The organism is Streptomyces sp. NPDC001536 (assembly GCF_042894505.1).
GTDB lineage: Bacteria > Actinomycetota > Actinomycetes > Streptomycetales > Streptomycetaceae > Streptomyces.
In genome coordinates this window covers 31,114-51,294 of the sequence record NZ_JBIAVQ010000008.1, presented here as the reverse complement: position 1 = coordinate 51,294, position 20,181 = coordinate 31,114, and the positions used below count along the sequence as shown (strand labels likewise).

15 protein-coding genes and 1 pseudogene are annotated in these 20,181 nt (G+C 71.8%); 4 read left to right on the top strand and 12 right to left on the bottom strand.

Annotated elements, in window-relative coordinates:
* Positions 1–98: 98 nt before the first annotated feature.
* The 3 genes from ACFY0U_RS22170 to ACFY0U_RS22160 form a co-directional block, all read right to left on the bottom strand.
* Positions 99–1,106: a Ppx/GppA family phosphatase gene (locus ACFY0U_RS22170; protein ID WP_388638357.1), complete on the bottom strand. Its 1,008-nt coding sequence runs from the start codon at positions 1,104–1,106 to the stop codon at positions 99–101.
* 28 nt (positions 1,107–1,134) lie between these two features.
* On the bottom strand, positions 1,135–1,629 hold the full coding sequence (locus tag ACFY0U_RS22165; protein WP_388638356.1) for a methyltransferase family protein: 495 nt from the start codon (positions 1,627–1,629) through the stop codon (positions 1,135–1,137).
* Positions 1,630–1,699: 70 nt separating this feature from the next.
* Positions 1,700–3,202 (bottom strand): MFS transporter, encoded by a 1,503-nt coding sequence (locus ACFY0U_RS22160; RefSeq protein WP_388638354.1) that lies wholly within the window; start codon positions 3,200–3,202, stop codon positions 1,700–1,702.
* 124 nt (positions 3,203–3,326) lie between these two features.
* On the opposite strand from ACFY0U_RS22160, the gene ACFY0U_RS22155 reads away from it, so the two are divergent.
* Positions 3,327–3,686 carry an ArsR/SmtB family transcription factor gene (locus ACFY0U_RS22155; RefSeq protein ID WP_388638352.1) on the top strand — a complete coding sequence of 120 codons (360 nt, stop codon included), beginning with the start codon at positions 3,327–3,329 and terminating at the stop codon, positions 3,684–3,686.
* Positions 3,687–3,691: 5 nt separating this feature from the next.
* Positions 3,692–4,204: an SRPBCC family protein gene (locus ACFY0U_RS22150; protein ID WP_388638350.1), complete on the top strand. Its 513-nt coding sequence runs from the start codon at positions 3,692–3,694 to the stop codon at positions 4,202–4,204.
* A 4-nt stretch (positions 4,205–4,208) separates the two neighbouring features.
* On the opposite strand, the gene ACFY0U_RS22145 is transcribed toward ACFY0U_RS22150, so the two are convergent.
* The 5 genes from ACFY0U_RS22145 to ACFY0U_RS22125 form a co-directional block, all read right to left on the bottom strand.
* On the bottom strand, positions 4,209–7,025 hold the full coding sequence (locus ACFY0U_RS22145) for an NHLP bacteriocin export ABC transporter permease/ATPase subunit (protein WP_388638348.1): 2,817 nt from the start codon (positions 7,023–7,025) through the stop codon (positions 4,209–4,211).
* A 1-nt stretch (position 7,026) separates the two neighbouring features.
* Entirely contained in the window at positions 7,027–9,249 is a 2,223-nt protein-coding gene (locus ACFY0U_RS22140; protein ID WP_388638347.1) for an NHLP family bacteriocin export ABC transporter peptidase/permease/ATPase subunit, read from the bottom strand.
* Entirely contained in the window at positions 9,246–10,052 is an 807-nt protein-coding gene (locus ACFY0U_RS22135; protein WP_388638346.1) for an HlyD family efflux transporter periplasmic adaptor subunit, read from the bottom strand. Before ACFY0U_RS22135 ends, ACFY0U_RS22140 begins: the two co-directional genes overlap by 4 nt.
* Before the next feature lie 121 nt (positions 10,053–10,173).
* Positions 10,174–10,389 (bottom strand): type A2 lantipeptide, encoded by a 216-nt coding sequence (locus tag ACFY0U_RS22130; RefSeq protein WP_388638344.1) that lies wholly within the window; start codon positions 10,387–10,389, stop codon positions 10,174–10,176.
* A gap of 445 nt (positions 10,390–10,834) precedes the next feature.
* Positions 10,835–11,248 (bottom strand): PaaI family thioesterase, encoded by a 414-nt coding sequence (locus ACFY0U_RS22125; protein WP_388638343.1) that lies wholly within the window; start codon positions 11,246–11,248, stop codon positions 10,835–10,837.
* Positions 11,249–11,437: 189 nt separating this feature from the next.
* Between ACFY0U_RS22125 and ACFY0U_RS22120 the strand changes: the two genes are divergently transcribed.
* Both ACFY0U_RS22120 and ACFY0U_RS22115 read left to right on the top strand, forming a co-directional pair.
* Complete coding sequence (locus ACFY0U_RS22120) at positions 11,438–12,802, top strand: S1 family peptidase (RefSeq protein WP_388638341.1); 1,365 nt, start codon at positions 11,438–11,440, stop codon at positions 12,800–12,802.
* 258 nt (positions 12,803–13,060) lie between these two features.
* Positions 13,061–13,621 (top strand): annotated as a pseudogene (locus ACFY0U_RS22115) (LuxR C-terminal-related transcriptional regulator); the annotation flags it as partial.
* Here ACFY0U_RS22115 and ACFY0U_RS22110 read toward each other — a convergent pair.
* From ACFY0U_RS22110 to lanKC, 4 genes are all read right to left on the bottom strand, one after another.
* Complete coding sequence (locus ACFY0U_RS22110; RefSeq protein WP_388638339.1) at positions 13,544–15,472, bottom strand: ATP-binding cassette domain-containing protein; 1,929 nt, start codon at positions 15,470–15,472, stop codon at positions 13,544–13,546. The pseudogene ACFY0U_RS22115 and the gene ACFY0U_RS22110 sit on opposite strands and share 78 nt — an antisense overlap.
* Positions 15,469–17,157: an ABC transporter ATP-binding protein gene (locus ACFY0U_RS22105; RefSeq protein ID WP_388638337.1), complete on the bottom strand. Its 1,689-nt coding sequence runs from the start codon at positions 17,155–17,157 to the stop codon at positions 15,469–15,471. The genes ACFY0U_RS22110 and ACFY0U_RS22105 overlap by 4 nt, the downstream gene beginning before the upstream one ends.
* 83 nt (positions 17,158–17,240) lie before the next feature.
* Positions 17,241–17,354: a SapB/AmfS family lanthipeptide gene (locus ACFY0U_RS22100; protein ID WP_030045333.1), complete on the bottom strand. Its 114-nt coding sequence runs from the start codon at positions 17,352–17,354 to the stop codon at positions 17,241–17,243.
* Between the two features lie 58 nt (positions 17,355–17,412).
* The gene (lanKC, locus tag ACFY0U_RS22095; RefSeq protein ID WP_388638335.1) at positions 17,413–19,995 is read right to left on the bottom strand and encodes a class III lanthionine synthetase LanKC; all 2,583 of its coding nucleotides are present in this window, start codon (positions 19,993–19,995) and stop codon (positions 17,413–17,415) included.
* Between the last annotated feature and the right edge of the window lie 186 nt (positions 19,996–20,181).

Sequence of the window (20,181 nt, the reverse complement as noted above, 5' to 3'; positions counted from 1 at the left end):
CGGAGGTTCTTGACTTTCATTCGGCATTTCTGCAACTCACCGTGCCGATCCGCCTGGACCGGATCCACCACGACGGACCCCCGCCGCGTACGCCCTCCTCAGCTCCCCGCGGCCGCGATGCGCAGGGTCACCGGTTCCTGGAGGGCGGTCTCCTCGCTGAGGCGGCCGATCTCCGCCCACCAGGAAGCGCCGTCCTCGATGCGGCGCAGCAGGACGCCCTCACGGATCGCCCAGGGGCAGAGGGTGACCGTCTTGATGCCGGTCAGTTTCAGCGCCGTGTGCCCGACCAGCGCACCGGCGAGGCTCTGGTTGGCGCGCGGGGCGGAGATGCCCGGCAGCAGGGACCGCTGGGTGGCGGGGAGGGCGGCGAGGCGGACGATCGCCTCCCGCAGGTCCGCGCGGTGCAACCGGCGTTCCGTGAAGGGCCCGTGCCGTCCGGGCGGGGCCCCGCACAACCGCCCCAGCTGCTGGAAGGTGCGGGAGGTGCCCACCGCGGTGTGCGGACCCTCCCAGCGGATCCGGGCCGCGACGTCCCGAAGTTGGTGGCGGACCCGGCGGCGCAGTGCCCGCACCAGCTCCGGCGTCGGCTGATCACCGCTCTCGAAGAACTCATGGGTCAGCCGCCCCGCGCCCAGCGGCAGCGAGGCGACGAAATCCGGCAACCGGCCGCGCCCGAAGGCCACTTCGAGCGAGCCGCCGCCGATGTCGAGCAGGGCCAGCGGACCCGACCGCCAGCCCATCCAGCGCCGCGCCCCGAGGAACGTCAGCTCGGCCTCCAGCTCGCCCGACAGCGTGTACAGCCCGACCCCGGTGCGTGAACGCACCTCGCGCAGCACCTCGCTGCGGTTCGAGGCGTTGCGCACCACGGCGGTCGCGAAGGCCTGCGGTGGTCCCGCGCCCCACTTGGCCGCGGTTCTGCTCGCCTCGGCCACCGCGCCCACGAGCCGTTCGACGGCCTCCTCGGGCAACGGGCCGCCGGGGTCGACCTGTTCGGACAACCTCAGGCGCCATTTCGCGGTGTGCACCGGCAGCGGCACCCCGCCCTTCGCATCGGCCACAACCAGCCGGACCGTGTTCGAGCCCACATCCATCACGCTGAGTCGCATGGATGCGTGAGTACCCGTTTACGCGCCGTCACTCACCGCGCCAGGGCGTGAGCCGAGGGAACCAGCCAGGTACGGCACCGCGGTAGCGCGTGTACCGCGCGCCGAACCGGTCGGCGAGCGCGGGCTCCTCGTACCACCGCGCGAACGCCCACATCAGCGCCCAGGCACCGGCGCCGTAGCCGAACAGCACCGGCCGGGCGAGCAGCAGCCCCTGCCCGACGATCGCCGCGACCACGGCGACGTACATCGGATTGCGCACATGCCGGTACAGCCCGCCCACCACCAGATGCTCGGTCGGCGCGACCGGCGCCGGGGTGCCCAGGCCCTCGCGCACGAACCGCACGAAGGCGGCCAGCAGGACTGCCGTGCCCGCCAGGAGCGGGAGCAGACCGAGCAGACGGACGGGCGGCCACCAGTCGCCGGAGTGCCATCCGGTCAGCCACCACGGCAGCAGCCCGGCGACCGTGCCGGGCGCGAGCGCGAAGAAGACCGTGCTGCCGAGGGCCGCCGACGGTGAGCGCATACCGCCACCATGACAGCGCGGAGGGGCCGCCGTCTCCCTGCGGACGGCGGCCCCTCGGTTCAGGTGGCGGTCACATGTGCACGACGGGCGCGGCGTCCGCGTCCTGCTCGGGAACCCCGCGCCGGTAGAGCAGGAAGGCGATCAGCGCACCGGCGGCGAAGAAGCCCGCCGACCACCAGAAGGCGGTGGTGTAGCTCTCGATCGTGGCCTGCGCCTGGACCAGCTTGTCGCTCGGGTCCTTCCCGGCCAGATAGTCCGTCGCGGCGCTCGCGGCCAGCGTGTTGAGCAGCGCCGTACCGATCGAACCGCCCACCTGCTGCATGGCGTTGACCGTGGCGGAGGCGACGCCGGCGTCCTCGGCCGCCACCCCGCCGGTGGCCAGCTGCATGGCCGCCGGCATGACCAGGCCGAGACCGGCACCGATGATGATCAGCTGGGGCAGGACGGCTGTGAGGTAGTCGGAGTCGGTGCCGATCCCGGTCAGCCAGGCCATGCCGGCCACGGAGACCGCGAAGCCGAACGGGACGACGGCCTTCGGGCCGATCCGCGGTACCAGCACGGTCGTGCCGAGCTGGGCCATCACCATCAGCGCGGCCACCATCGGCAGGAACGCCACACCGGTCTTGGTCGGGCTGAAGCCCAGGTTGAGTTGGAGGTAGTAGGTGAGGAAGAGGAAGACACCGAACATGCCCGCGCCGGAGATCAGCACCGCGAAGAACGAGGCGGCCCGGTTGCGGTCGAGCAGGATGCGCAGCGGCAGCAGCGGGTGCGCGGCCCTGGTCTGCCACCAGGTGAAGGCGGCCAGCAGCACACCGCCGGCGATCAGGAAGCCCCAGGTCTCGGGCGAGCTCCAGTCGTGCGTCTCGGCGTTGGAGAAGCCGTAGACCACGGAGAACAGACCGGCGGCGACCAGGATCGTGCCGGGCACGTCCAGCTTGGAGCCGGCGGCGTCACGGTGGTTGTGGAGCAGGAACCAGCCGCCGACGAAGGCGACCACGGCGATGATCACGTTGACGTAGAGGGTCCAGCGCCAGTCGAGGGCGTCGGTCAGGATGCCGCCGAGCAGCAGACCCACCGCGCCACCCGCGCCGGCGATGGCGCCGTAGACGCTGAAGGCCTTGGCGCGCTCCTTGGCGTCGGTGAACGTCGTGTTCAGCAGGGAGAGCGCGGCGGGCGCGAGCAGTGCGCCGAAGGCGCCCTGGAGAGCGCGGGCGGTGACCAGCATCTCGAAGTTGGTGGCGGCGCCGCCGAGCGCGGAGACCGCGGCGAAGCCGACGACTCCGATCAGGAAGGCCGGCTTGCGGCCGAAGAGGTCGGCGATGCGGCCGCCGAGCAGCAGGAGGGAGGCGAAGGCCAGCGCGTACGCGGTGACGATCCACTGCCGGTTGCCGTCGGAGAAGCCGAGGTCGGCCTGGGCCGAGGGAAGGGCGATGTTCACGATGGTCGCGTCGAGGACCACCATCAGCTGCGCGAGGGCGATGACCGCGAGGATCCACCACCGCTTGGCGGAGGCCTCGGGCGCTTCCGGGACCGCGCCCGTGGAGGCGCTCTCGGTCAGGGTCTTCTGGGACATGGCGGAACCACTCCAGGGAAGTCGTTCGGATTTTACCTAGTCGTAAACGAAACTGTTTCGTACACATCGAGGCTAGAGCACTTTTAGCGAAACGGCAAAGTTTCGCTGGGGGGAGAGGTCGAGTGTGAGCAGCGGCACATGCGGGGTTGCCTGGGCGCACTCGGACGACGCCGACCCTCACCGGCGGAGCATCGTCGCGCTGCTCCTGGGGCGGCCGCGGCCCGTCGGGGAGATCGTGGAGGAATGCGGTCTGAGCCAGCCGAGCACCTCGAAGCATCTGAAGGTGCTCAGGCAGGCGGGTCTGGTCCGGGTCCGGCAGGACGCGCAGCGCCGTGTCTACGCCCTCGACCCGGCCCCGATCGCCGCACTCGATGCCTGGTCGGCCCCCTACCTCAGGCTGTGGAACAGCAGCCTGGACGCGCTGGGCCGTCGCCTCGACGAGACCGCGCCGGACGACCCCGAGGAACCCTCTCCGAAGGACTGATCCCCATGTCCGCAGACCTCACCGGCACCTATCTGACCCTGGACGACGGCCGCCCGGCCGTCCGCTTCAGCCGTACCTACGACCATCCCGTCGACCGCGTCTGGCACTTCGTGACCGACGCCGGCGAACTCGCCCACTGGTTCCCGTCCCGCGCCGAGATCGACCTGCGCCCCGGCGGGGAGATCAGGTTCAGCGGCGACCCGAACATGACGGACTCCAAGGGCCGCGTCCTGTCCGTCGACGCGCCCCGTCACCTGTCCTTCGAGTGGGGCGGCGACGAACTCCACTTCGACCTGGAGGCCTTGGACGACAAACGCAGCCGCTTCACCCTCACCAACGTGCTGAGCGAGGTGAACACCGCCGCCCGCAACGGCGCCGGCTGGGAGGTCTGCCTGGCCGCCCTGGAGACCTATGCCGACGAGGCGCCCAGCGGGAGTCGGGCCCTCTGGAAGGAGTTCTACGACGCCTACGTGGCCGCCGGTGTCCCCTCCGGCGCCCCTGTCCCGGGCCTCGACTGACCCCTCACGCCAGCTGTCGGCGCACCAGTTCGTGCAGCCGCCCGCCCGTGTCCGCGAGCAGTTGCGCGGGCGGACCCTGCTGGGCGACCTTGCCGTCCTCCATCACGATCACCCGGTCGGCGTCCAGCACCGTCGAGAGGCGGTGCGCGATGACGATCCGGGTGGCGTTGAGGGCCTTGGTGGACTCGATGACCCTGCGCTGTGTCTCGTTGTCGAGGGCGCTGGTCGCCTCGTCGAAGAACAGGATGCGCGGCCGGCGGATCAACGCCTGCGCGATCATGAGCCGTTGGCGCTGGCCGCCGGAGACCGCACCGCTGCCGGAGACGATCGTGTGCAGCCCCATCGGCATCCGCTTGATGTCCTCCGCCAGCCCCGCCATCTCGGCCGCCGCCATCACCTCCTCCGGCGTGAACGGCTCGGTCCCGCAGATCACGTCCATGATCGAGCCGTTGAACGGCTGGGCGTGCTGGAGCACCACCCCGCACTGCCGGCGCACCGCCGACTGGTCGAGCGCCGCCAGGTCCTGACCGTCGTAGAGCACACTGCCCGAGACCGGCGGATCGAAGCCGATCAGCAGCCTGAGCAGCGTCGACTTTCCGCAGCCGCTGGGGCCGACGACCGCCACGAACTCGCCGGGGCGCACCTCGAAGGACACGTCGTCCAGGACGAGGGGGCCGTCGTCGGAGTAGCGGAAGGACAGCCTGCGCGCCTCGATCCCGCCGGACAGCGGACCGGGGCGGGTGTTGGCCGTGCGCACCTCGGGGGCGGCGTCGAGGACCGGCTTGATCTCCTCGAACAGCGGCAGCGCGCCCACCGCCGAGACGAAGGAGCCGGTCAGCTGGGTGACGGAGGTCAGCACCATCGTCACCGAGGTGTTGAAGGTGAGGAACGCCGCCGCCGACATCGACCCGCGCGCCGGCCCCGCGAGCAGCATGAACATCAGCAGGGTGCAGATCGGCAGATAGACCGCGCCCATCACCGTGGTGAGGTTCTTGATCCGCCCCACCTTCTGCTGGAGCTCCCGGCTGCGCGCGAACTCCGAGGCCCAGGCCGCGTACGCGTAGTTCTCGGCGGCCGCGACCCGCAGTTTGGGCAGCCCGCGCAGGGTCTGGAAGGCCTGGTTGTTCAGCTTGTTGCCGAGCACCACCAGGCGCCGCTGCCAGCGCACCTGCCACAGCCCGAGCCCCAGGAACACCCCGGCGATCACCACGAGCATGCCGATCGCCGCCAACGCCATCGAGGCGCTGTACCAGAACAGCAGCCCCAAATTCATCGCGCCCACGGTCACCGACTGGGCGACGACCGGACCGACTCCCGCCAGCAGTCGGCGGATCGAGCTGATGCCCATCGCCGCGCTGGCCAGCTCACCGGTGGACCGCTCGGTGAAGAACTTCGTCGGGAGCCGGAGCAGCCGGTCCCAGACCGCCGGCTGGAGGGTCGCCTCGATCCGGCCCTCCAGGCGCAGGATGGTCAGGTTCTGGAGCAGCATGAACGCCGCCGCGACGAAACTGCTGATCATCACCGCGAGACAGACCTGCACGATCAGGTTCGTCTGCGCCTTCGGCACGAACTCACCGAGCACCTTGCCGGTCGCGATCGGCACGATCGCCCCGATCGCGACCGTGACGAGCCCGCTGAGCAGGAGGTTCGTCAGGTCTCCGCCCATGCCCTGCATGCTGAACCGCAGCAGCCTGAGCGGACTGAGCCGCCGCTCGGGCAGCGGCCGGTAGAACATGACGGCACGCGGCTCGAACTCCTCCGCGTTGGCCTTCTCGATCGGTGTCTCACGGCCCGTCGCCGGATGCACCGCCACATAGCCGCCGCGCCGCCACAGCAGCGCGACCGGCGTACCGGACAGCGCGCGATGACCCACCAGCGGACCGACGTTGTCCCGCCACCAGCTCCCGTCCAGACGCACGGCCCGGGCCCGGATGCGCGAGGCGAGCGCGATCTGCTCGACCGGGTCGAGACGATCGCTGCCGGTACCGCTCTGCGCCGGGTCGGCGAGCGTGATCCCGGCGGCCTGGGCGACCAGCTTGCACGCCGCGTACGAGGCGTCCGCGTCGGCGGCCGTCGTGCGCTTGCCCGAGGACTTGCCGATCGACGCGAGCAGCGTCCGGTCGGCCTGGGCGCGGACCGCCTCACCCGCCTTGATGCCCTCCGCCGTCCGGGTCTCGTGGGTGCGCTCCAGCTGTTCGATCCAGCGGTCCAGCGTGGTCAGCAGCCGGTACTGCTGGTCGACCATGCTCTGCCAGACCGCCGGGTCCATCAGCAGATCGGCAGCCGCCTCGGCGCCGTACAGCGATCCGTACTGCACGCTGCCCGGCGGCACCTGCATCCAGAACACGTCGTCGTCGGTCACCTCCGCCGCACGCTCGTTCGCCATCGGCGCCTGGAAGAGGATCGAGAGGCTGCGGCCGACGCCGAGGGCGAGGGCGTACTCCAGCGGGCTCGAAGTCGGCGGTACATACTGGGGGTTGCCGTACTCGTCGTAGGACCAGGTCTGGGTGTTCGCGGGCTGGTACAACTCGCGCAGTCCGATGCGGTGGACCACGCAGTCCCGCAACGGACGGGCGACCAGGGTGTGTTGCGGGCCGGGGCCGGGCCCCAGGATCAGGGAGCCCGCCTCCAGTCGGCCCAGGTGGTGCCAGTGGCCCTGCTGTTCCACGTCCACCGCGAACAGGTCCACGGCACCGGACGCCACCAGCCACAGCACCTGCGGGCCTTCGAGGTCGAGGCGGTTGAGCCCCGAGCAGTCGATGGCGGTGCCCATGGCGCCGAGCGCGGTGAGGACGACGTCCCCTTCGTGTGCGGTCGTCATCTCAACGCTCCCTGACCAGAGCCGCGTACGCACCGCCGTGCGCCAACAGCTCCTCGTGCCGCCCGCGTTCCACGATCGTGCCGTGCTGGAGCACGACGATCTCGTCGCTGTCGCGCACGGTGCTGAGCCGGTGCGCGATCACCACACACGCGCAGCCGCGCCTGCGGAGGTTGTCCATCACGAGCTGCTCGGTCTCCGCGTCCAGCGCGCTCGTCACCTCGTCGAGCACGAGGATGCTGGGACGGCGGACCAACGCCCGGGCGATCTCCAGACGTTGGCGCTGCCCGCCGGAGAAGTTGCGGCCGTCCTGCTCGACCCTGCTCTGAATGCCGCCGGGGCGGCGCATCACCACGTCGTACAACGCGGCGTCCCGCAGCGCCTCCACGACCGCCTCGTCCGGGATCGACGGGTCCCACAGCGCCACGTTGTCGCGGACCGAGCCCTCGAAGAGGAAGACGTCCTGGTCGACGAAGGAGACGGAGGACGCGAGCGCCCCGCGCGGAATGTCCTCCAGACGCTGTCCGTCGATGCGGATGACACCCTCCCAGGCCGTGTACAGGCCCGAGATCAGCCGGGAGACCGTGGACTTGCCGCTGCCCGAACCGCCGACGAGGGCGACCTGCTGGCCGGGGCCCACGGTGAGGTCGAAGCCGGTCAGCAGGGGCTTGTCGAGGGGGTTGTAGCCGAAGGTGATGTTCTGGAGCTCGACATGGCCGTGCAGACGGCGCGTGGAGTCGCCGGCGCCGGGGCGGCCGTAGAGCGGATCCGCCTGGAAGTTCTCCACGTCCTTGAGGCGGGCCACGTCCGCCGCGAAGTCCTGGATGCGCCCGGCGACTCCGTTCAGACGGGTGATCGGGGCGGTGAAGCGGGTGACCAGCGCCTGGAAGGCCACCAGCAGACCGACCGAGATGCCGCCCTCCACCGCGCGCATCCCACCGATCCACAGGATCAGCGCGCTGTTCAGCGAGGCCAGCGTCGGGGCGACCACGCCCAGCCAGGCGCTCGGCACACCGAGCCGCTGCTGCTCCTCCAGGGTGGTGGCGTGCTGCCCGGCCCACTTGCGGAAGTAGCCGTCCTCGCCGCCGGTCGCCTTCATCGTCTCGATCAACTGGAGGCCGGTGTAGGCGGTGTTGGTGAGCCGGGCGCTGTCCGCGCGGAGCTTCGCCGTCCGGGTGGCCCGCAGCCGGATGACCACCCGCATGGCGACGATGTTGAACAGGGCGACGCCGATGCCGACGAACGTGAGCTGCGGGTCGTAGGTGTAGAGCAGCACGGCGTACAGCACGACGACCACCGCGTCCACGCCCGCCGCCGCGAGGTCGCGGGCCAGGGTCTCGGCCACGGCGTCGTTGGACTGGAGGCGCTGGACCAGGTCGGCGGGGCTGCGCTGGGAGAAGAACGTCACCGGCAGTCGCAGCAGATGGCGCAGGAAGCGGGCGCTGGAGAGCGTGGAGGAGATGATGCGGCCGCGCAGCAGGTTCGCCTGTTGCAGCCAGGTGAGGACCAGGGTGAGCAGGACGCACGTCCCCATCGACGCGAACAGCACGCCGAGCAGGGAGGTCTGTCCCCCGATCAGGAACATGTCGATATAGGTACGGCTGAGCGCGGGCACCGCCGCGCCGACCAGCACCAGGAGCAGGCTCGCCAGCACCGCGGCGGGCATCGTGCCCGCGGTGCCGCGCAGCCGGGCCGGCATCGCGCCGAGCACCCCCGGTTTGCGCCCGCCCTTGGTGAAGGCGTCGCCCGGCTCCATCACCAGCACGACACCGGTGAAGCTGGAGTCGAAGTCCTCCATGGGCACGAACCGGCGGCCCTTGCCGGGGTCGTTGATGTACACCCCGCGGCGGCCGAAGCGGCGGCCCATGCCGTCGTAGACGACGTAGTGGTTGAACTCCCAGAACAGCACGGCCGGCGTCCTCACCTCGGCGAGGGCGGCCGTGTCCATCTGCATGCCCTTGGCGGTCAGACCGTAACTGCGGGCCGCCTTGAGGAGGTTGCTCGCCCGGGAGCCGTCGCGCGAGACACCGCACGCGATGCGCAGCTCCTCCAGCGGGACGTGCTTGCCGAAGTGGCCGAGGACCATCGCCAGCGAGGCGGCACCGCACTCCACGGCCTCCATCTGGAGGACGGTGGGCGTACGGACGGTCTTCGCCCTGCCCTTGGGTACCGGGCGCTTGGGCGGGGTGGCCCGGCGTCTGCCGCGGGTGTCCTGTGCGGTGCTCACGGCAGCAGCCAATCGACGGGGCGCTGGTCGGCCAGCCGGATCGAACCCGTGGCCACGGTCATGGAGGTGAGGGTGAAGGGCGGCCCGTCCTCGGAGGACCACTTGTAGCCGCTCTTCGTGTCGGACGACCGGTCCAGCTTCACCAGGACGGCCACCGGCCTGCCGTCCTTGGTGAACTGCTCACCGAGCTGGCTGTCCCCGAGGAAAGCGGAGATCTGCTGCGCGGACTGCGCCGAGCGGTCCACCGACTTCACATGGCCGCGCAGCACGCCGTACTCCTGGGTGGGCACCGAGGAGACGGTGAGGTCCACGGCGGCGTGCGCGGGGATGGAGGCCGCGTTCTCGGCGGGCACGTACACGGTGGCGTACAGGGGGTCCTTGGTGTGCGCGACCTTCTCCACGGCGGCGACGTTCGCCCCGGTCTGGATGATCTGCCCGATGGTCGCGGCCAGCGCGGTGACCCGCCCCGCGGCGACCGAGCGGACGACGGTGTCGCCCTCGGACGTACGGACCTTCAGCACGGGGGAGTTGGCCGGCAGCCGCTCGCCCTGCTCGGCGAGGACCGCGGTGACCTGGCCCGCGACGGGGCTCTGGAGGATGTAACTGCCCTGTCCGTGGGTGAGGATCGCGGACGCGCTCACGGTGGAGGCGACCGAACCGGTCACCGCCCACACGGACGCGGCGGCCATGACGACCACGGTCACGGAGAGGGCGAGCCAGCCCTGAGGGCGGGCGAAACGCACCGGGAGGTCGAGCTCCTCCGGTGACTGGAGCTTGGCGAGGGCCTGTTGGCGGAACTGCACGGAACTTTCCCTCACCTGAAAACGACAAGTGGACCGGCGCCCCTGGGAGCCGGTTGTTTTGTGGCATCCGAGAGCCCCGGAGCCGGGGAAACGGCTCCGGGACTCACGGCACGAGGTGCGATCAGAGACCGGCAACCAGGTTCGTGACCGGGGCCACGGAGAGGCCGGTGACACCCTCGACGGTGCCGACGGCCGTGTCGACCAGGCCGGAAACCGGGGCGATGCCGTCCACCACGCCGGTGACGGTGCCCAGGGCGTTCAGCTGCAGGCCGCCGGAGACGTTGTCGAGCTCGGCGTCGGAGATCTCGACGGTCTCAACCTGGGGGGTGGAGTTCATGATGGAACTTCCCTTCATATGGATATTCACAAGGGGGAGCGGTGACCCCTCTGGGGACGGCCGCGACCGCAGGCGCCAAGCGCCCGTTTCCGAAGCCCTGTGCGGCCCCTGCGGTGCGATGGATCAAAGCACGCGGCGACCGTGCCCTTCCAATCAACCAATGGCCTCACCAGGCGACTTGAGCCCCACAGGCACCGAACCGTGCAGGAGTGCGCACGTCTCGGTGGCGACTTCTTCACACCTGGCACGTGTTCCGTTCATACGCGCCCTTGCGGCCCGGGAAACGAATCCGACACTCCCGCCCCAATGACGTAGGCGGCCGCGCGGGCTTGTGCAGAACCGCCGCGCCCGGTGACTTCGGTGAGTATTGGATGTGCAGATTCCCTGAAGCCAGGATTCGGCACGGAATTTGAAACAGACCGTTGTCGATCGGTCGCGGACCGTGTCAGCCCAGTAGTGCGTACACCGTGCTCGCACGGGCCGCGAGTTCGCCCGAATCCGCGTCGGTCATCGTGATGTCCGCGAACGCCATGCGCCGGCCCAGCTTGGTGACGACCGCTTCGATCAGGACATCCGAACCGGCCACCGCGCGCTGGAACGACGTCGACTGCTGCACCGTCGTCATCGGTCCGTAGGCACCGCGCGCCGCCGAGATCGCGATGACGGTGGCGGTGTCGGCGGCTGCCATCAACGCCTGTCCGGACAGCGCCCCGCCCTCCCGCGACAGGCGGTCCGACCAGGGCAGACGCAGGGTCGCGCGGCGGTCGCCCAGGGCCTCGGCCGACAGGCCCAGATCCAGGACCCAGGGGGCGAAGTTGTCGGCGAGGATCTTGTCGGCTTCGGCGGTGGTCATCGTCATATGGGGGATTGTTCCCGCTCCCGGCCCGCCGGACGCGGACCCTGGCCGATTCGCGGTTGCGTAAAGAGATTGCCTGCAAACGGAATTGAACGCCCCACGTGACTCCTGCGTACCCACTGCCATCCAGGCGCCCCGACAAGCCGCCGACGACCGGCGGCACTGACCCCGTCCTACTGGAGGTCGAGTAGTTTGAGTCACAAGCGAATTCCGAAGCGCAAGGCCGCGATCGCAGCGGGCAGCGTGGTGGCGCTCGGAGCAGCCGCAATTCTCCTGCCGCAGGCGAACGCCGACCAGGACAGCTCCACGGGCCAGGCCGCCGCCCCCAAGACCCTCAAGGCAGCGGACGCCTCGGACCTCGCCTCGCAGCTCGCGGACCTGCTCGGCGAGGCGTTCGCCGGGTCGTACTACGACGCGGACCAGCAGCAGCTCGTCGTCAACGTCATCTCGGGCGACAACAACAACGTGATCGTCCAGGCGAAGAAGGCCGGCGCGGAGATACGCGAGGTCGACAACAGCCTCGCCGAACTGGCGGCCGGCGCGCAGACGCTGAAGTCCGACGCGACCATCCCGGGCACGGCCTGGGCCGTGGACCCCCGGACCAACAAGATCCTCGTCACCGCCGACAGCACGGTCACCGGCGCCAAGTGGGACCAGCTGGAGTCGACCGTCCAGACCCTCGGCTCCGGCATGGCGACCATCAAGAAGTCGGCCGGCACCTTCAAGACGTTCCTCTCCGGCGGCGACGCCATCTTCGCCGGCGGCGCCCGCTGCTCGGCGGGCTTCAACGTCACCGCGGGCGACGGCACCCCGGCCTTCCTGACCGCCGGTCACTGCGGTGTCGCGGCGGCGGAGTGGTCCGACGCGGACGGTGGCGCGCCGATCGCCACCGTCGACCAGGCCACCTTCCCCGGTGAGGGCGACTTCGCGCTGGTGAAGTACGACGACCCGGCGACCGTCGCGCCCAGCGAGGTCAACGTCGGCGACCAGACCGTCGCGATCTCCCAGGCCGCGGACGCCACGGTCGGCCTCCAGGTGTTCCGGATGGGCAGCACCACCGGCCTCGCCGACGGCCAGGTCCTCGGACTCGACGCCACCGTGAACTACCCGGAGGGCACCGTCACCGGGCTCATCCAGACCAACGTCTGCGCCGAACCCGGCGACAGCGGCGGCTCGCTGTTCACCCAGGACGGCCTGGCCGTCGGCCTGACCTCCGGCGGCAGCGGCGACTGCACCGTCGGAGGCGAGACCTTCTTCCAGCCGGTCACCACCGCTCTGGAGGCGGTCGGCGCGACCCTCGGCGCGGGCGACGCGGCGGGCGGCGGCGAGGAGGCCGGCGCGGGCGAGGAAGCGGGTGCGGGCGAGGAAGCCGGTGCCGGTGAAGAGGTCGGCGGCGAAGAAGTCGGTGGCCAGGAGGTCGGCGGTGAAGAGGTCGGCGGCCAGGAGGTCGGCGGTGAAGAGGTCGGTGGCCAGGAGGTCGGCGGCCAGGAGGTCGGCGGCGAGGAAGCCGGCGCGGGCGCGGAGGACGGCGCCTCCGATCTGACCGAGACCCACTGACCCACTGACCCACAGAGCCCCACCAGCAGTCCACGGACACGGTCCGGCCCTCCGGCGGGAGGGCCGGACCGTTCGTGCGTCCCGGCACGACGATGAGCGCCGACGCCTACCCCATCGGCCCCCTCCCATGCCCCCACAGTCGAAGCGCGCGGCGGGCGTACGGGCTCCGGTTGTGCGCCCCCACGCACCCTGTTGGCCGGTTCTTCGCGCCCGTGAAAGGTGCGGGGCGCGAACAATGGGGCACGCGCTCCTCACCCCATGGAACCGGCGAACGTGAGTCGAAGGGACGGGCAGTTGATCCGGGTTCTTCTGGTGCACGACGAGTGTCTGGTCAGATCGGTTCTGGCGGAGTGGCTGCGCCGGGAGCCGGACCTCGGGGTGTTCGACGCCCCGTGGCGCAGCGCCCCGAGCCGGCTGCGAACCGTGGCGCCGGACGTCTGCGCGGCCGACCTCGAATGCTCGGACAGCTACGGCATCCCTCCACTGCGCGACCTGGGCACGCGCCACTCCGACGCGCCACCGCCCCGCCTCCTGGTCCTGGCCAGCGCCAACCGGCCGGGACTCCTGAAACGCGCCGCCGAGGCGGGAGCGCTCGGCTACGTCGACAAGGAGGGTTCACCGGAACACCTGGTGCGCGGCATCCGGCGGGTCGCGGAAGGGAAACGTTTCATCGATGACTCGCTGGGTTTCGGCTTCCTCAGGGCCGCCGAAATGCCGCTGACCAGACGGGAGTTGAGCGTGTTAGTCCTGGCCGCCGAGGGCGCCTCCGTCAAGGAGATCGCGGGGAGCCTGCATCTGTCCCACGGGACGGTGCGCAACTACATGGCGGCCATCACCCGCAAGACCGGGGCCCGCAACCGCGTCGACGCGATCCGGATCTCGCAGGGCGAGGGCTGGCTCTGACACCACGGGCGTCCACCTGCCGACGAGATCCCGGTAGAGCGCCGAGCCCCGCATGAGCTCGTCATGCGTCCCGTACGCCGTCTCCCGGCCGTCCATGACCAGGACCCGGTGGGCGCGCCGGGCCGAGCTCATGCGGTGCGCCACGACCACCAGGGTGCCGGGCCGCTCGGCGAAGGCCCGCTCCGCACGCTCCTCGGCCTCCGGGTCCAGATGGCACGTCGCCTCGTCGAGCAGGACGAGGGGGGCGTACGACAGATAGGCACGGGTCAGCGCCACGAGCTGCCGCTCGCCCGCGGAGAGCGCCGAAGGATCGACCGTCGCCCGCGGTCCGCCGAGCGTTTCGAGCAACGGCAGGAGTCCCACCGCCTGGGCCGCGGCGAGGAGTTCCGCCTCGGGCACGGGGTCCGGGCGCAGATGCTCGAGGTTCTCGGCGAGGGTGCCGGTGTGGACGTACGCCTGCTGCGGGATCAGCACGCGCAGCGCGGCGGCCTCCGCTCCGGGTACGGGATGCCCGTACACCCGGACCGAGCCCTCCCCGGGCTCCAGCAGCCCGGCGACCAGTGCGGTGAGCGTGGACTTCCCTGTGCCGCTCGGTCCTACGACGGCGAGGTGGGCGCCGGGCGGGAGGGTGAGGTGGAGGTCCTGGACGACGGGGGCGGCGGTGGGGCCGTAGGCGAAGGTGAGGGACGTGAGGGAGAGGGCGGGGGTGCCGGTGGGGTGAGCGAGTTGGGCAGGCGGCTCGCTCATGGGCGGCCGTTCGGACGGTTCGCCCGCGGAAAGGGGCGCCCTCTTCCCCGTCGCACCCGTCTCCCGCGTGCTGTCCCGGACCAGCCGCCGCACCACGACCACCAGCCGCGATCCGCTCGTGCCCAGCCCGTGCACCAGGTTGTTCAGGGCGGGCAGCAGGGACTGGGTGACGTAGGCGAGGGCGCCGACCAGGGCGCCCGTGGTGACGCCGTTGCGGAGCAGCCAGGGCGCGGTGGCGAGCAGCAGCACGATCGGCAACTGGCCGCCGATCGCGAGCGACGCCACGCGCAGCACGCTCCAGCGGGCCAGGGACGTCGCGGCCCGCAGTTCGGCGTCGACCCGCTCCCCGGTGCCGTGGGCGACCTGTTGCTCCGCACCGGCCGCCGTGATGTCCCGCAGCCCCGGGCAGACGGCACCGAGCCGCTCCGCCAGCGCCTCGTCGGCGACCAGGAACGCCTCCTGACGACGGGCCAGCGGCCGTAGCGTCGCCGCGAACAGCGCCACCCCGGCGAGCAGCGGGAGCCCGACGACCACAAGGAGCAACGGGGCGAGCGAGAACAGGCCGACGAGGGCACCGGCCGCGGTGAACACGAACGAACGCGACACCATCACCAGCCCGGCGAACGTGTCCCGCGCGATCTCGGCCTGCTGGGTGAGCCCGGACAAGGCCCCGGCGTCCCCCTCCCGCACCCCGCGCGCGACGACCCGCGTCACGAGCCGGTCCCTGAGCGGTTCTACGAGCGAGGCGACCGCGTCATACACCCGCACCGTCCCGTACGCCCCGACGAGCACCCCGATCCCGGCCACCCCGAGCCACAACAGCCCCGTGCCCGCCCGCCCCGCCAGGAACCCCTCGTCCAGAGCGCGGGCCGGCGCGTACCCGGTGAGAAAGGTCTGCCCGGTCTCCAGCACGGACCACGCCCCGAGCCGCAACACGACCCGCCGGCGCTCCCGCAGGAAGCGCAGCCCGGGACGCAGCACCCCGCCGGCCGGCTCCGCTCGATCGCCCCCGCCCCTCACGCCCCCTCCCCGCCCGCGAACACCGCCCGGTACCCCGGCGTCGTCCACAACTCCTCATGCGGGCCGACCGCCCGTACCCGCCCCTCGTCCAGCCAGGCGACCGTGTCCGCGCGGGCCGCCGTCGAGGCTCGGTGGGCGATGAGCAGGCGGGTGCCGTTCGTGCCGGTGCCCAGCAGGGACTCGGTGATGCGGGCCTCCGTCACGGTGTCGAGGCTGGACAGGGCGTCGTCGAGGACGAGGAGGCGGCCGCCGTGGGCGAACGCGCGGGCCAGGCCCAGACGTTGGGACTCGCCGCCGGAGCGCGGGGCGTCGGCGCAGCGGGTGGCGTAGCCGGCGGGCAGTCGGCTCACGAAGTCGTCCGCGTGGGCCGCGCGGGCCGCTTCGCGGATCCGGGCGGGGGAGGGGGACGCGAGGCCGAGGCCGATCTCCTCCTCCAGCGTGCCGCCCAGCAGGGCGGGTCGTTCGAAGGCGTGGCCGATCGCCCGGCGCAGCTCGTCGTGGGTCAGTTCCCGCAGCGGCACCCCGTCGAGCAGGACCTCCCCGGCGTCCGGGTCGGCGAGGCGTCCGGCGAGCGCAGCCAGCAGCGACTTGCCGGCGCCGGAGCGGCCGACCACGGCGAGGGTCGTCCCGCCGGGCACGACGAGGTCCACTCCGTCGAGCACGGCCCGTCCGCCGCGCAGGGCGGTGACACCGCGCAACTCCAACCGGCCGGGGCCACAGGGCAATCGGCGCTCGCCGTGAACAACGGCGGGCTCCGCGAGCACCTCCGTGAGCCGTCCGGCGGCGGCCCGGGCGCGGGCCAGTCCCGCGAGCTGTCCCACCAGGACGCCGACGCCGGTCGCGAGCACCGCGTAGCGCGAGGCGGCGAGCACCTCGCCCACGGTCAGCCGGTGCCGGGCGAGCAGGACACCGGCCACCGCGACGACACCGAGCTGGAGCAGCGGCGCGACGGCCACGGACTGGCCGGCCGCCCGCCCGTGCACCCGCCACATGCGGTGCCCGGCCGAGGAGAGTTCGGGCAGCGGACGCAGGATCCGCGCCGTCTCGCGGTCCGCCGTCCCGGCCGCCGCGATCGTGCGGTGTCCGCCGACGGCCTCGGACAGCGCCGCCGCGATCCGCCCCTGCACCTGTTGGTAACGCGTCACACACTCCCGGGTGTCGCGGGCGAAGGCGCGCAGCAGCAGCGCCAGGACCGGTGCTCCGGCCAGCCACACGGCCGCGAGCCACGGATCGATCAGAACGAGGGCCACCAGACCGCCGACCGGTCCGGCCGGCGCGGACAGCAGGGCGGCACGGGAGGTCGGCGCGGTGCCGGCCTGCGCGGCGTTGCCGACGAGGCGGGCGACGAGATCGCCTGGCCCGAAGCGGGCGGCGGCGCGCGGGCCGACGGCCAGGACATGACCGGTGAGGCGGCGGCGCAGCCAGGCGGTGGTGCGGGCGTCGACCGTGCCGGTGAGCACGGTCTCGCAAGCGTCGAGGAGGGCGATCAGCAGGACGAGCGCGGCGCAGTACAGCACCCAGCGGGTCGCCGGGTCGTGCGCGAGGAGCAGGTCCAGGGTGCGGCCCAGCACGGCGGGCAGCAGCAGGGCGGCGCCGGTCGCCGCCGTGCTCGCCAGGCACAGGGCCAGCCAGCGGGCGGGCGCCGGACCGAGCGGCCCGTGCGGTGTGACGACGTTCTCAGCCATGTCACCCCTCGATGTGCGGGACTCCGGGCGGCCCCTCCCGCACGGGAGCGGACCGCCCGGAGCCTAGGTACGCAGGGTGCGCGTCAGAGACAGAGCGTGATGCTCGCGGCGCTGACGCAGGACAGCAGGCTGAGGGTGCTGTTGCCGCCGCCGGTGTGCTCGTCGGACTCCATCGTCTGCAGGTCGAGAAGTGCCATGTCGCTTCCTTCCATCGGTGTCGTCCACCCGTGGGGACGGGGTTGGGTCACGGCTCCGTCAGTTCGCGGGACCGTGCTGTGGGGGCCGCCCGAGCGGCGGCAGGAACGGCAGGTGGGCATGCGTATCGCTGTCGAGGGCCGCGCCGAGCGCGAGCAGGCACCCTGCCGTTCCGGTGCCCAGGTCCATCGAGAGCCGCATCATCTGGTGTCCGGGGAAGGCCAGTTGGCCCTGGTAGTCCATCGCGAACCAACCGAGCCCGTCGATCTGTCCGGCGAGCCGTGCGTCGCCGGTGCGGGCGAGGTGCAGGATCAGTCCGGCACGGCCCTGGAAGAGGCCGGGCTGTACATAGAAGCGGCAGGTGGCGGCCGTCAGGATGCCGTTCCTGGCGCCGACGAACTCCTCGGCCGGGGAGCCGACTTGGGCGAGGTAGTCGTCCAGGACCATCCCGATGCCCGCGCTGCCGTCGCCGAGATACGGCAGCGTGCGCCACCCCTCGTCGACCTCCATCGCTCCGCCCTCGCGGGTCGCGCAGCACTCCAGGTCCCGCCGCAACGCCACCTCGGCCGCCGCCAACAGCCCCGGCTCACCGGTGAGTTCGTACTGCCGCAGCAGGAACAGCGCGGCCCCGCTCGCGCCCCGCAGCAGCCCGGCCCGGCGCCGCCGCGGTGTGTCCGGGGGCGGCTCCGCGAGACGCCGTACGAGGATGCCGGCGGCCTCCGCTGCCCGCTCCCGCAGCTCCGGTTCGCCCGTCGTGCGGGCCAACTCGCCGAGCACCAGGCCGAGCCCGGCCAGCCCGCCGTGCAGGTCGGAGGAGAGGTTCTGCCAGCGCTCGGCGAGGATCGACGCGATCAGGTCGAGGGCGCGCTGCCGGTGCCCGAGCCGTTCCAGGACGTGGGCGACGCCCGCGAGACCGTCGTACAGCCCCAGCGGGGTGCCCCTCGGCGGTGGCGCGGTGCGGGCCAGCAGCCAGCGCTCGCCCTCCTCGTACCGGTCGGCGCCGACCGCGTCCAGCGCGTACAGCACCCCGGCCGCACCGTGCGCGAGGCCCAGGCCGCCGCCGTCGGAGAACTGGGTGATGTCGCCGGGGAAGAGCCGGTCCTCGCGCTCCGGGGTGGCCGAGGCGAGGATCGCCTTGACCATCGAGTCGCGGCTGAAGGGCCAGTCGCCGGGCGCCACGTAGGACGCTGTGCGCCCCGGTGTCCCCCGGGTGATCTCCGCGACCGCCTCGTCGAGGAACTCGCGGGGCACGTCCGGGAACTGACGGGAGATCACCTCCGCCAGATGGGCCGCCTTGCCCCGGTCGACCACGAACAGCGTGGTGACCGGCAGGAACAGGGCGAGCCGGAGACAGGCCAGCGCGTACCGGTCGACGTCGACGCCGGTACGGTCCGGCGGGGCGAAGAACCCGGGGTGGGCGACCACCTGGCGGCCGTTCTCGGTGACGGGCGCGGCCGCCTCGAAGTCGAGCAGGGACACCGACTCCTCGTCCGGGCCGACCATGATGTTGAAGACATGCAGGTCGTTGAAGACGATCCCGCGCGCGTGCACCGCCGCCACCGCCCGCTCCACGGCCCCGTGGATACGGACCGCCCACGCCGTGTAGTCCGCCACGGCCTTCGGATCCGGATCCGGGGTGAGCAGCGGATGCCGCTCCGCGAAGAACGAGTTGAGCGGGCGCCCCTCCAGGAAGTCCATGACGAGGAACCGGTGGTCGCCGAGTGTGAACCAGTCCCGCACCTCCGGCACCACACCCGTCCCCGCCACCTGCTCCAGGGCGTACTTCTCCCGCTCCAGCCGAGAGATCGCGTCCGCCCCGTCCGACGCCAGCCCCGCGTGCGGCCGCCCCTCCTTGAGGACGACCTTGCTGCCGTCCCGGGTGTCGGTGCCCGCGTACACCCCGCCGCCGTTCGAGAAGTGCAGCGCCTTTTCGATCCGGTACGGCAGGTCGCCCACCGTCGTCGTGTTCCGCGCCGCCAGATGCGGCTCCAGGAACGCCGGCAGCGTCACCCACTCGGGGACCTGGAAGGAGGGCGCCCGCCGGTCGGGAATCAGCTTCCCGGCGCCGTCCCGCACCGCCGGCACCAGCGAGCCCCGCTCGTCGACCACGAAGGTGCGGGCGAACGCGCCGTAGCGGACGTAGAGCGGACCGTCGTACCAGCGCAGGTCGGTCAGGATGTAAGGGCCCTCGAAGCCTTCGAGGAGCTTGCCCAGCTCACGCAGGACGACATGCAGCTGCTGCTCGTCGGCCGGGTAGATCGTGACGAACTTGCCGCTGGTGTCGCGGCCGGCGTACTTGGTGTTGCGCAGGTGCAGCAGATGCGGTCCCGGCACGAACTTGAACGCGATGCGCCGCGGCACGCAGTAGTCCCACACGATCGCCGCGATCCGCTCGGCGTTCGCCCGGGTGGCCGAAGCGTGGATCTTCCAGCCCTGGGCCGGTCCCGGCGCGGGGGCGCCGTCCGGGCCGAGCGGTGTCAGCGTCAGCCAGTCGCCGATCCGCGACGCGTCCCAGCCGGCGGGCACCTCGCGCCGTGCCGTCCCGTACTGGGGCGCCGCCTCGGTCACTCCCGCGGACAGCCGGTCCGGCGTCTCGTAGAAGTGCCGGTCGGCGAGCGCGTACACCTCGTACCGCTTGTCCATACGACCCCCTCCGTGGCCCGGCATCGAGCTTCCTGCGGGGACGGCGGGCACGGACAGTCATGGCTGTCACGAGATCACCGTGCGGAACGCATGGGTCAAGACTTGTTCGGTGAGTTTCGAGCGCGACCCCCGTGGAGTCACCACGGAGACTCCACGGAACGGTCACAGGGGCTGCGCGGGTGTCTC

Excerpts from the sequence above, each read along its gene's own strand:
- lanKC (WP_388638335.1), bottom strand. The coding sequence starts at position 19,995 with ATGGACAAGCGGTACGAGGTGTACGCGCTCGCCGACCGGCACTTCTAC.
- ACFY0U_RS22165 (WP_388638356.1), bottom strand. The coding sequence starts at position 1,629 with ATGCGCTCACCGTCGGCGGCCCTCGGCAGCACGGTCTTCTTCGCGCTC.
- ACFY0U_RS22100 (WP_030045333.1), bottom strand. The coding sequence starts at position 17,354 with ATGGCACTTCTCGACCTGCAGACGATGGAGTCCGACGAGCACACCGGC.
- ACFY0U_RS22150 (WP_388638350.1), top strand. The coding sequence starts at position 3,692 with ATGTCCGCAGACCTCACCGGCACCTATCTGACCCTGGACGACGGCCGC.
- ACFY0U_RS22130 (WP_388638344.1), bottom strand. The coding sequence starts at position 10,389 with ATGAACTCCACCCCCCAGGTTGAGACCGTCGAGATCTCCGACGCCGAG.
- ACFY0U_RS22105 (WP_388638337.1), bottom strand. The coding sequence starts at position 17,157 with ATGGCTGAGAACGTCGTCACACCGCACGGGCCGCTCGGTCCGGCGCCC.
- ACFY0U_RS22125 (WP_388638343.1), bottom strand. The coding sequence starts at position 11,248 with ATGACGATGACCACCGCCGAAGCCGACAAGATCCTCGCCGACAACTTC.
- ACFY0U_RS22170 (WP_388638357.1), bottom strand. The coding sequence starts at position 1,106 with ATGCGACTCAGCGTGATGGATGTGGGCTCGAACACGGTCCGGCTGGTT.
- ACFY0U_RS22145 (WP_388638348.1), bottom strand. The coding sequence starts at position 7,025 with ATGACGACCGCACACGAAGGGGACGTCGTCCTCACCGCGCTCGGCGCC.
- ACFY0U_RS22160 (WP_388638354.1), bottom strand. The coding sequence starts at position 3,202 with ATGTCCCAGAAGACCCTGACCGAGAGCGCCTCCACGGGCGCGGTCCCG.